We start from the raw sequence: 12,007 nt of genomic DNA on the forward strand, positions 1-12,007 counted from the left end.
TAATCGATTCAACCCAAATTAAAATGAAGAAATTAATACTTATTTTATGCTATTTACTGAGCTTTAATTTATCGGCTCAAGATAGCAAAACCTATTCATCTGTAGTCATTGACTCAAAAGGAGAGCCCATTCCAGGAGCAGTTGTTAACGAAATGGGAACCGAGAGATTTTCTGTTACCTTAAGTGACGGAAGTTTTAAACTAAAAACTCCATCTGAAAATTTCACTTTAAGCATTCAATCCTTAGGTTTTAAAGATTTTAAGGTAGAAATCAATAATGGATCTATGCCTCCTGAAATCAAGCTGACTGAAGATTTGGAACAATTGGATGAAGTAGTGGTCACGGCTTTGGGCATTGAGCGTGAAAAACAATCGCTTGGCTCGTCTGTAACCCAAGTTGATAGCCGAGCATTAAGTGATGTTCCCCTTACCAATGTCGTCAATAGCTTGGCAGGTCAGGTGGCTGGTGTCCAAATTACCAATGGCTCCTCAGGTGTAGGTTCCTCTTCAAGGATCATTATTAGAGGAGAAAACTCACTAAGTGGTAGAAATGAGCCCCTTTTTGTGGTGGATGGCGTGCCCATTAGTAATAGACAAATAACCAGTGATTTAGTAAATGACGGTGCACTGCAAGAAGTAGATTACGGGAATGGTGCTGCGGAAATAAACCCTGATGATATCGCTTCCATTTCTATTTTGAAAGGTGCTGGTTCTGCTGCATTATACGGTGCAAGAGCTGCAAATGGTGTGGTGCTCATTACCACCAAAAGAGGAGAAAGAAAACAAGGATTTGGTGTTAGTACCAGCAGTCTACTAACTTTTGAAACGCTTTTAACACTACCTGATTATCAAAATGAATACGGTGGTGGTTCAAATGGAGAATATGCATTTCAGAATGGAATCGGTGCTGGAATAAACGATGGCGGCATCAGTAGTTATGGTCCTAGATTAGACATTGGCCTAATGATTCCACAATTCGACAGTCCATCTGCAGATGTTAATGGAAACCCTGTACGAGCCGGTGATGTAAATGCCAGAAGAAGAGCTGACGGTACTTTTACTGACATTACCGCTACTCCTTGGGTATCAAGACCTGACAATGTTCGCAATTTCTTTGAAACAGGAATCACCTCTCAGCAGAATATTGCAGTTCACTCATCGAGCGAAAAAAGCAGAATCAGATTAGCATATAGTAATTTGAGAAATGAGGGCACTTTACCGAATACTGGTTTAGATAGAGATGGAATATCATTAAGTCTGGACCAACAGCTGACCAATCGAATCAGCATTAATTCCTATGTGAATTATATCAATTCCAGAAGCGAAAACCGTCCGAACTTAGGCTACGGATACGAAAATCCAATGTATGGATTTAATTGGACGGGAAGGAACTGCAACATCGCCTCTATGCGCGATTATTGGCAAGCCGGACAAGAAGGTACCCAACATTATGACTTTAATTATCTGTGGCTGACCAATCCTTATTTAACGCTTTTTGAAAATACCAATAGCTTCAATAAAAACAGGCTTTTAGGAAATGCATCAGTGAATTATGACATTACCGATAAGCTCAGTTTAAGCTTGCGCTCGGGTATAGATCGCTACAATGATGAAAGAGAATTCAGAAGGGCAGTGAGTACCAATCGAAATCCATTTGGTAGTTACAGAGAAGACAATGTAGTCTACAGTGAAATGAATACTGATATTTTATTGACTTATCGTGATCAAATCAATAATGATTTCAAATATTCCATATCAGGAGGAGCGAATCGCTTTGACCAGCAAATTTCCTATGCATATTCTCAGGCAACACAACTAGCTTTGCCAGGAATTTATTCCTTAGCGAATTCCAGAACGCCTTTACAAGGAAATAGTCAGGAGTTCAATAAGAGGATCAACAGCATCTACGGAATAGGAAATATAAGCTATCAATCTAAAGTATATTTAGATTTGACCGCTAGAAATGACTGGAGCAGTACCCTACCTGATGATTTTGCTTATTATTCAGCAGGTTTGAGTTTTGTTTTGGATGGATTGATGGAGACGGCTGACAATATTTCTTTTGCTAATGTGAGATTAAGTGCTGCCAGTGTGGGGAATGATACAGATCCTTATCAGACTCGGCAAACCTATGTTTTCAATCAAAATTATGGCTCTTTGTTCAGGGTGACAAACGAAACTTTGCTGAAAAATCCTGACTTGAAACCCGAACGCTTAAATGCCCTAGAAGCAGGTACGGAAATCCGACTTTTCAATGATCGATTACAGATTGATATAGCTGGCTATCAAAATACTAGTATCAACCAAATCATATCGCGACCGGTTTCTAATGCCTCTGGTTTCCAAAATAAAAATGAAAATGGTGGGGAAGTACGAACACGTGGATTAGAAGTATTAGTAAGTGGAAGAATTATTAATAAATCAGATTTCAAATGGACTAGCTCCGTCAACTTTAACACTTACAATAGCATTGTAACGGAACTTCCAGAAGGTGTCAGTCAGTACGTGACCGGAGTTGCCAATGTATTCGGTGGATCAGGAGGTTCTAATTCCGTTTTTTATATAGCGAGAGAAAATGGCCGAGTTGGTGATATGTACGGAACTGGCTTTGTAGAAATTGAAGGTGAGACGCTATACGAAAATGGCTTACCCGTTCAAGATGGAAATTTAAGATTATTAGGTAATTACAATCCCGATTTCATGTTTGGATGGAATAATCAAGTCACTTACAAAAATTTTGTATTCTCCATGTTATGGGATTGGCGCCAAGGAGGCACTATTGTTTCTAGGACAAAAGCATTGGGAAGTACTTCAGGTGTTTTGCAAGAAACATTGGAAGGAAGAGAAAATGGCGTTATTGGTGATGGCGTAATGAATACGGGAACCGATGAAAACCCCGTATATGTGGCCAATAATGTAAATGTTCCTGCAAGTCAATTTTATAATAATTTTTATGACAGAGGAAATGAAGCCAGTGCTTTATATGATGCTTCATACATTAAGCTGAGACAATTGAGTTTGTATTACACCTTAAGTAATTCATTTGCTGAGCGAATAGGTTTTCAGAATATAAAAATTGGGTTCATCGGTAGTAACTTATTGTTATTTACCGAAAATCCACATTTCGACCCTGAGTTGAATGCTCTCCAAGAAACCAGCATTACTTACGGAGTGGAAGATATGTCTTATCCTTCTACCCGAAGCTTTGGTTTCAGTTTAAAAACAAATTTTTAAGTCCTTTCAATGATGAGAATTATGAAAAATATAGGAATCGTACTGATGCTGTTAATAATGACAGCTTGTACAGATAATTTTGAAGAAATAAATGAAAATCCGAATCTCCCTGAAAATGTAAGTCCGCAGTTCTTGCTGTCTAATATCATTTCGGTTTCGGCAGATCGAAATACATACGAACAAGGGTTTAGATTGGCTAATTACTTAGCTCAATTTTCTGCAAGTGTGGAATTTGAAAGAATTGATCGCTACGAAATGGGCTCCAATAGTGGGTATTGGAATACTATTTTCCGACTGCTGTCAGATATCCGGTCTATGCAGGAAATCGAAGGCACCAATGAAGCATATCAAGCAGTGGGAGATATTATGAGATCCTATTTGTTTTCACAATTAACGGATATGTATGGTGATGTTCCTTACACAGATGCCATCAATGCTTTAGATGGGAATTTCAGTCCCCGATACGATACCCAAGAAAGTATTTACATGGATAACGAGACGGGTATTTTGGCAGTGCTAGCTCAGTCAGTGGAAACTTTAAAATCAACAAACTCCAGCATTCAAGGTGATATGATGTTCAATAATGACCTGAATCAATGGGTAAAGTTTGCCAATTCTCTCAGAGTTCGATACTTTTTGAGGGTCAGTAATAAAATCACCGACTTTAGTGAATTGCAATCAATAGTGGCGAATGAAGATCTCATGCAATCAAATGCTGACAATGCTGTAGTACCTTATCTTTCATCAGCTCCTAATCAATGGCCCATGTCATTAGCAGGTTTAGGGCTTTATCAAGAGCATCGGATGACGCAAACGGTAGATTCCATACTAACCTTATGGGATGATCCTCGCATTGCTATATTGTATAAGCCAACAGAAGAAAGTGTTCAGAATGGAAATCTAGAGTATAATGGTTTATTAAATGGACAGAGCAGAGAAACGATAGCCGAAAAAGGTATTAATTTAAGTAATATCTCCTTGTTTGGTTCAGTATTTAGAGATGTACCCAATGGAGTAGATGGCCAAATTATGCAGTATGCCGAATTGCAGTTTGCCTTAGCGGAAGCTGCTCTAAAAGGCTATATTTCAAGGGATGCCAATAGCTATTATCAAGAAGGATTGGCTGCAAGCTTTGACTATTGGGGAGCAAATCTACCCGCTGATTATTTTACAAGACCTTCCATAGCTTTAACAGGAAATACAGAAGATGATTTAGTGAAAATCTTATCTCAAAAGTGGTTAAGTCTGATCAATAACGGACATGAAGCATGGTTTAATGTGCGAAGAACAGGTATTCCTAACTTGAAAGCGGGTCCTGATAATTTAAACGGTGATAGATATCCTGTACGGTACCTATATCCTGAATCAGAACAAGCTACTAATGCCGAAAATTTTCAAGAGGCTGCACAAAGAATTGGTGGAAATACTGTTAACAGTAAAGGTTGGTGGGAAAGTGATTAATTTAATTAATAATTAGTAATTGAATAATTAATAATGGGGCTTGTCGGACATAATAATAGTAACGAACCTACTATTGTATCTGACAAGTCACTATTCTTACATATTGATTCTTGACTCTTAAATCTGATCAAATGGAACTAATATTTGTTTACAATGCCAATTCAGGAAAATGGAACGGGTATATGGATATCATGCATAAAATATTTTCTCCTAAAACCTATCCCTGCAGTTTATGTGACATTACCTATGGAACTTTCAAAATCCGGGAAGAGTGGGCTGAATTCAAAAAAACATTGGATATTCCGCTAACATTCTTGCATAAAGATGAGTGGTTGGAGCAGTACGGATTTAAAGACCAGCTACCCGCTATTTTCATTAAAGAAGGTGATGATATTAAGAGTTGGATTCCCGCAGAAACGCTGGATCAGCAGGATTTAGGCTCTCTAAAAAAATTAATAAGGAACAAATTGAATCTGGCTATGAAATAATTTACCGATAAAATTGTAGTTTTATTTTTAAACTATCAACTGCGACCTGATTATGTTAAAAATATCTTTACGAATCTTATTAGTTTTAGTAGTAGCGTTCATTTGTTTTTCATTTTATTTATCTCCTCGGCTGGGGACACTTATTCCATTAGGAAAAGAAAGCAGGAGCCAAGCAATTTATGATCTATCATTTGATACTATCCCCACAAATAATTTCAACATTACCTACTCAGATAGATCTGCTGATTCATTTTACCACGAACTTAGAAAGAAGTATAAACTTGATAGCATTGTAAAAGGTGCTAAAACTGATTTCGATAAAATATTAACGATTCAAGGCTGGGTGCAAAGCAGATGGGAACATGACTGTTGCAATACTCCGAAGGAAAATAATGCGCTCTATATCTTGGAGCAAGCAGAAAAAGGGGAAAGATTTAGATGCGTGGAATATAGTACGGTAGCAAAACAGTGTCTTGCATCTTTAGGATTCAAAGTGAGAGGATTAGGTCTAATGACGAAAGACATTAGCGATGTTCAATCTGGGGGTGGACATGTAGTGAATGAAGTTTATATACAAGACATTAAAAAATGGATGTATTTTGATCCTCAATTCGGGGTAATCCCAACCTTAGATGGTGCTCCGTTAAATGCAGTCGAATTACAATATAGGATTAAGAACGGTTTATATTTCGATCTTATTAATCCTAACCAAACAACAACTAAGGAAGATTACATAGAATGGGTTAGCCCTTACCTCTATTACTTCACTGTGAATTTAAATCAAGGAGGTATAGGTATCTGGGATCGGATCGTAGGAAATAAAAAAAGCTTGACTTTATATCCTAAAGGAGCTGAACAACCTGCTTATTTTCAAAAAATATTTAGGCTCAATACCTCTTATTATACACATTCCTTAAGTGATTTTTATCCGGAACTATAAGGGCGTGATGTTGCAAAAATCAATAACAAGACTTATTCGTCTATTATCTATGTTCTAGTTTCTAGGATCTTTTCATAAAACATCATTAGCCAAATTAGCCAATTCTGACCGTTCCCCTTTTTCGAGTGTAACATGCGCATATAATTCATGTCCTTTGACTCTATCAATTAAATAACTCAGTCCATTGGATTGAGAATCTAAATAAGGAGTATCTATTTGATTGACATCCCCAGTAAAGACAATTTTAGTGTTCTCTCCTGCCCTTGTGATAATGGTTTTCACCTCATGCGGAGTAAGGTTCTGTGCTTCATCCACTATAAAATAGATATTGGATAAACTTCTTCCTCTAATATAAGCTAAAGGCTGAATAGTAAGTTTCTCTTTATTTACCATATCCGTGATATTCAAAAACTCTCGCTCATGTTCTTGAAACTGATGCTGAATAAATTTAAGATTATCCCAAAGCGGCTCCATGTACGGATTCAATTTCGATTTTATATCCCCAGGTAAATATCCAATATCTTTGTTCGACAGTGGAACAATTGGACGAGCTAAGAATATCTGTTTAAAATCTTTACGTTGTTCTAATGCAGAGGCCAAAGCAATTAAAGTTTTTCCTGTTCCAGCAACTCCCTGTAAAGTCATTAACTTAATTTTAGGATTCATTAATGCATGGATCGCAAAAGCTTGTTCTGCATTTTTGGGCATAATGCCATAGGCAGCTTTTTTTTCTACTTTATCAATCTGGTTCGTAATCGAATTATAATACCCTAAAGCAGAATTTTTATTGCTCTTTAGGATGTAGAAGGTATTATTCATGGGCTTTTTCTTACCCAATATGTCAGCTACATCACAGTGGTAACTATCATAGAGTTGATTAATCGTTTCAGATGAAACGGTTTCTATCTGCTTCTTACCTGAATGCAAATCGCTAACATTCTTCACCTTTCCAGTTTGATAGTCTTCTGAACGCAATCCACAACTTTTAGCTTTTAACCTGAGGTTGATATCTTTGGTGACTAAAATGACGGTTTTATCTTTCAATTCTTTTTGGAGTTGAACCGCACTGCCCAAAATTTTATGATCGGGTATATCTTCCAAGAAAATGTTATCTGATTCGACTGTCTGTTTATTAGGCATCAAGACTTTAAAAACACCTTTAGATTTTCCATTTAAAGGAATCCATTCGCTTAGAGATCGGCCATCAGCCAATTTATCGATCATTCTAATGAACTCTCTTGCTTCAAAATTCTTGGTATCATTTCCTTTCTTGAACTGGTCAAGTTCTTCTAGAACTGTAATGGGAATTGCCACATCATGTTCGGCAAAATTCATGATAGAGTCGTGAGAATAAATAATAACTGAGGTATCGAGTACAAATACTTTCTTTTCTTTCTTCGCCTTCGCCATATATGTTAAAGTTGATCGGTTTATAGAATCAATTTAAAAAATATTCGGGATTGTCAACTAAAACTAAGCGGGTAAATATTTAAAAAATATATAAGTGACAGATAATCAATCGGCTATAAGAAAAGAAATAATATTGTAGTAATCTTCAAAAATCAAACCCTCCAAAAAAGCAATAAGCATTACCTTCAATTCAGTTGATTCATCGTTAAATATTTAAGTCGAAACCCTGCTTCAATAAAACAAGAATTTGATCGGTTTGAACCCATTTAGCCTCTTCACAGGAGAATATATAGCCTATCATCAATCAATGAATGCAGTTAAAATAAAAATAAGCAACAAAATCAGTACCCAAAGTAAAGTTCACTCCGTATATCAAAATAACTACCTAACAATCGGTAGGAAAAACAAAGAATTCTGTATTTTTGACTTCAGGAAACGAAAATAGATTTAGAGCATGAGTGTTAAGACGGCTAAGAAAACCAATATATCAAACGAGATTTTAGAAAAGGCATACCGCCTGATGCATACCGCCAAACGGATGGCTGAAATTTACGATGAAAATAAAGCCATTGCCTCAAAATATGTACATAGTACTTCACGCGGACATGAAGCCATACAGTTGGCTGCATCTATGCAGCTAAAAGCTATCGATTACTTAGCACCCTATTACAGAGATGAAAGTATTCTATTAGGAATTGGCATGGAACCTTATGAATTAATGCTTCAACTAATGGCCAAAAAAGATGACCCCTTTTCAGGTGGACGCTCATACTACAATCACCCTTCCTTAAAAAGAGAAGGAATGCCGACCATTCCGCACCAAAGTTCTGCAACGGGAATGCAAGTAATTCCTGCCACAGGAATGGCGCACGGCCTGAAATTTAAAGAAGAGCATGGTTTAGGAAGTGATGGAGAAAAACCAGTGGTCGTTTGTTCTTTGGGAGATGGATCTGTAACAGAAGGAGAAGTGGCAGAAGCATTCCAGATGGCTGTACTTAAGAATTTACCCATCATATATTTAGTACAAGATAATGACTGGGGCATATCCGCCACTGGTAAAGAAATGCGCGCTATGGATGCTTATGAGTATGCCGCTGGTTTTAAGGGGTTGAAAAGAATGCAAGCTAATGGAACCGATTTTGAGGATTCGTTTAATAAAATGGGAGAAGCGATTAAATATGTCCGGAATCGTAAAGGCCCAGTTTTACTGCATGCAAATTGCCCACTTTTAGGTCATCATACTTCTGGAGTGAGAAAAGAGTGGTATAGAGGTGAGGAAGATTTAGAAATGCATGCCTTGGGTGATCCAATCCCTAAATTTCATAAATACCTACTAAAGCACGATTTCTCAGAAGAAGAATTAAAGAAATTAGAAAAAGAGGCTATAAAAACTGCAGATGAAGCCTATCAAAAAGCTTTAGATGCCGAGGATGTTGATGCAAGCGATGTGGAATTACATGAATTTGCAGAAACGCCCATAACTGAGGAAAAAGGACAGAGAAAACCAAAAGGGGCTGAAAAATCAGTAATGGTCGATGCTGCTTTACATGCTGTAGATGATATTTTACAAAATAATCCCGAGGCATTATTCTATGGCCAAGATGTTGGTGGTACCTTAGGTGGTGTTTTTAGAGAGGCTGCAAACCTAGCCAAGAAATATGGTGATGGCCGCGTTTTCAATACTCCTATACAAGAAGCTTATATCATTGGAAGTACGGCAGGTATGTCAGTTGTGGGTGCAAAACCAATAGTCGAAATCCAATTTGCAGACTACATTTGGCCGGGTATGAACCAACTAGTTGAAGAATTGTCAAAATCATGCTATTTGTCAAACGGGAAATTCCCTATCCAATCTCTAATTAGAGTTCCTATTGGTGCTTATGGTGGTGGTGGACCATATCATTCAGGTTCTATTGAATCTACTTTATTAACTATAAGAGGAATTAAAGTAGTTTATCCATCCAATGCTGCAGATATGAAAGGCTTAATGAAAGCAGCTTTTCATGATCCGAATCCAGTAATTATGCTGGAGCATAAAGGCTTGTATTGGTCTAAGGTTCCCGGAACTGACGGTGCAAAAAACCATGAACCGGATGACGATTACATTATTCCTTTAGGTAAAGCTAGAATTGAACAGGAAGCTGATCAGGATAAAATTGACAGTGGAGAAAGTATGACCATTATTACCTATGGAATGGGGATATATTGGGCAAAAGCAGCTTCAGAGAATTTTAAAGGTCAAGTAGAAATTGTTGATTTAAGGACTCTAAATCCATTGGATTGGGAAACGGTAAAAGCAAGTGTTGAAAAGCATGGTCGTGCCTTAGTTTTAACTGAAGAGCCTTTATTAAATTCTTTTGCGGAATCTTTGGCAGGTAGATTAAATCAACATTGCTTCGAATATCTGGATGCTCCTGTTAAATCCTACGGTGCCCTGAATTTGCCGGCTATCGGCTTGAATGTTGAATGGGAGAAAGCAATGTTGCCAAATGCTGAGAAGGTAGAGAAAGAGATTGGTGATTTGTTGGGGTATTAGCCCCCTAACCCCCAAAGGGGGGAAGATGCACAGAATACAGTTTAGGCTGAGGTAAGATTATAGAGGAAATCATACATATATCCACACAGCTAATATAAACCATCATTTCAGTGCGTCATTGCGAATCCCTTTAGGGTGAAGCAATCTAAAATTAGCTAAAGCACTCTAAAGTTTGCTTCGGGACCTTCCTTAGGGGAAGTTGAACTTACGATGACGCATAGAAATGGCCAGGGATTTCATAGTGTTGGTAGAGTGAATAAGGAAACTCGAAGTCTCATATCAAATTGAAAGCTTTTGCTAGAAATAGGAGGTTGATTAATGTGGGGCGAAGCGTAATTAGGTCAGTACCGAAGGTCAGACCGGAATTTGCCAAGGATATCTAGTGTATGAACATTTGCCAAAAAAATATAGTACTGATCACTAATTACTGCGAAAGCGGAAGCCTCTAACAGAAAAACGAAATAAACGAAAAGAGCACTCACATCAATGCGAGTGCTCTTTTGTTATATAATAAACTTAAATTAATCTATTCCTCATCAGCCGCAAGACGAACCATCATGCCATCCATATCAGGATGCAGTCTTAATTGACAAGCTAGTCGACTATTATGTTCAGCATTTGGTAGGATATCTAACTGATCCATTTCTTGATCACCCGGATCATTTAAATTATCAAATCCTTCTTCTACTTTAACATGACATGTAGCACATAATGCCATTCCACCACAAGTTGCCAAAACAGGATATTCATTGGCTTTCAAAAACTCCATCAGGCTTAAGCCCATATCAGTGGGAGCTTCCAATTCCTGTACATCGCCAGAATAATCTTGCACTTTAATTTTAATATCACTCATAATTTAACGCTTGTGGATTTTAATTAACAAGCCACAAATATAAATTAATTAGAAAGATTCAATACCGTTTACAGTAGTATATTTGAAACTTAAATGCTTTTCAGGATAAATATGCTTGAAGGCAGATTGTGCCATCAAAGCCGCTTCGTGGAATCCACATAAAATCAACTTCAATTTACCTGGATAGGTATTAATATCACCAATTGCATAGATACCAGGGACATTGGTAGAATAATCCGTAGTATTTACTTCAATTTGGTTTTTATGAATACTCAATCCCCAATCAGCAATTGGTCCTAATTTTGGACTTAAACCAAACAAAGGAATTAAATAATCAGCCTCAAGCTCTATTTCAGATTTATCAGCTCCTTTCACTTTAACAGAGTTCAATTTCCCATTACCTGAAAGAGAGGCTAAATTACTTTTTAGTAACAAATTGATTTTCCCTTCTTTCGCTAATTCAAATACCTTATCGGCAGAATCTGGTGCACCACGGAAAGTTTCATTTCTGTGGACCAAAGTGATTTTTTTAGCAATTTTGGAAAGCTCAATCGTCCAATCCAAAGCAGAGTCTCCCCCACCAGCTAGAATTACGTTTTTATCTCTGAATTGCTCAGGATCTTTCACCATGTAAGAAACTCCTTTTCCTTCAAATTCAGCAATTTCTTTCATAGGTGGTTTACGAGGCTCAAAACAACCTAATCCACCTGCAATAACAACCACTTTACAGTCTATTTCAGTACCATCAGAAGTTCTTAAATTAAAACCAGTAGCTGTTTTCTCTACCTTATCCAATCTTTCACCCAAAGTGTAAGTTGGATTGAATGGTTTTATTTGTTCCGTCAAGTTATCAACTAATTCTTGCGCTTTGATAGTCGGATAACCCGGGATATCGTAAATAGGCTTCTGCGGATAGATTTCAGAAAGCTGTCCTCCTACTTGTGGAAGGGCATCCACTAAATGGCAACGTAACTTCAATAATCCTGCTTCAAATACAGCAAATTGACCTACAGGGCCAGCTCCGATAATGCAAATGTCAGTTTGTATCATTGTTTTTCGTAAGTTATTATTGGTATAACTTCAATT

8 protein-coding genes are annotated in these 12,007 nt (G+C 37.3%); 5 read left to right on the top strand and 3 right to left on the bottom strand.

What is annotated here, in order from left to right; all coding sequences use genetic code 11:
* The first annotated feature begins 23 nt into the window (after positions 1-23).
* From B9Y84_RS11490 to B9Y84_RS11505, 4 genes are all read left to right on the top strand, one after another.
* The gene (locus B9Y84_RS11490) at positions 24-3,233 is read left to right on the top strand and encodes a SusC/RagA family TonB-linked outer membrane protein (RefSeq protein WP_085517360.1); all 3,210 of its coding nucleotides are present in this window, start codon (positions 24-26) and stop codon (positions 3,231-3,233) included.
* Between the two features lie 21 nt (positions 3,234-3,254).
* The gene (locus tag B9Y84_RS11495) at positions 3,255-4,694 is read left to right on the top strand and encodes a SusD/RagB family nutrient-binding outer membrane lipoprotein (protein WP_245830853.1); all 1,440 of its coding nucleotides are present in this window, start codon (positions 3,255-3,257) and stop codon (positions 4,692-4,694) included.
* Positions 4,695-4,825: 131 nt separating this feature from the next.
* Positions 4,826-5,182: a hypothetical protein gene (locus B9Y84_RS11500; protein ID WP_085517364.1), complete on the top strand. Its 357-nt coding sequence runs from the start codon at positions 4,826-4,828 to the stop codon at positions 5,180-5,182.
* Between the two features lie 52 nt (positions 5,183-5,234).
* The gene (locus tag B9Y84_RS11505) at positions 5,235-6,122 is read left to right on the top strand and encodes a transglutaminase-like domain-containing protein (protein ID WP_085517366.1); all 888 of its coding nucleotides are present in this window, start codon (positions 5,235-5,237) and stop codon (positions 6,120-6,122) included.
* Between the two features lie 72 nt (positions 6,123-6,194).
* Here the strand turns inward: B9Y84_RS11505 and B9Y84_RS11510 are convergent, their stop codons facing one another.
* On the bottom strand, positions 6,195-7,532 hold the full coding sequence (locus tag B9Y84_RS11510; protein ID WP_085517368.1) for a PhoH family protein: 1,338 nt from the start codon (positions 7,530-7,532) through the stop codon (positions 6,195-6,197).
* A 454-nt stretch (positions 7,533-7,986) separates the two neighbouring features.
* Between B9Y84_RS11510 and B9Y84_RS11515 the strand changes: the two genes are divergently transcribed.
* Complete coding sequence (locus B9Y84_RS11515; RefSeq protein ID WP_085517370.1) at positions 7,987-10,068, top strand: alpha-ketoacid dehydrogenase subunit alpha/beta; 2,082 nt, start codon at positions 7,987-7,989, stop codon at positions 10,066-10,068.
* Between the two features lie 526 nt (positions 10,069-10,594).
* Here B9Y84_RS11515 and B9Y84_RS11520 read toward each other — a convergent pair.
* The gene (locus tag B9Y84_RS11520; protein WP_085517373.1) at positions 10,595-10,921 is read right to left on the bottom strand and encodes a 2Fe-2S iron-sulfur cluster-binding protein; all 327 of its coding nucleotides are present in this window, start codon (positions 10,919-10,921) and stop codon (positions 10,595-10,597) included.
* A 48-nt stretch (positions 10,922-10,969) separates the two neighbouring features.
* Positions 10,970-11,971, bottom strand: a complete 1,002-nt coding sequence (locus B9Y84_RS11525; protein ID WP_085517375.1) for an NAD(P)/FAD-dependent oxidoreductase — start codon at positions 11,969-11,971, stop codon at positions 10,970-10,972.
* Positions 11,972-12,007 lie beyond the last annotated feature (36 nt).

Origin of the sequence: Marivirga sericea (genome assembly GCF_900177665.1) — a bacterium.
Classification (GTDB): Bacteria; Bacteroidota; Bacteroidia; order Cytophagales; family Cyclobacteriaceae; genus Marivirga; species Marivirga sericea.

Excerpts from the sequence above, each read along its gene's own strand:
- B9Y84_RS11490 (WP_085517360.1), top strand. The coding sequence starts at position 24 with ATGAAGAAATTAATACTTATTTTATGCTATTTACTGAGCTTTAATTTA.
- B9Y84_RS11495 (WP_245830853.1), top strand. The coding sequence starts at position 3,255 with ATGAAAAATATAGGAATCGTACTGATGCTGTTAATAATGACAGCTTGT.
- B9Y84_RS11500 (WP_085517364.1), top strand. The coding sequence starts at position 4,826 with ATGGAACTAATATTTGTTTACAATGCCAATTCAGGAAAATGGAACGGG.
- B9Y84_RS11505 (WP_085517366.1), top strand. The coding sequence starts at position 5,235 with ATGTTAAAAATATCTTTACGAATCTTATTAGTTTTAGTAGTAGCGTTC.
- B9Y84_RS11510 (WP_085517368.1), bottom strand. The coding sequence starts at position 7,532 with ATGGCGAAGGCGAAGAAAGAAAAGAAAGTATTTGTACTCGATACCTCA.
- B9Y84_RS11515 (WP_085517370.1), top strand. The coding sequence starts at position 7,987 with ATGAGTGTTAAGACGGCTAAGAAAACCAATATATCAAACGAGATTTTA.
- B9Y84_RS11520 (WP_085517373.1), bottom strand. The coding sequence starts at position 10,921 with ATGAGTGATATTAAAATTAAAGTGCAAGATTATTCTGGCGATGTACAG.
- B9Y84_RS11525 (WP_085517375.1), bottom strand. The coding sequence starts at position 11,971 with ATGATACAAACTGACATTTGCATTATCGGAGCTGGCCCTGTAGGTCAA.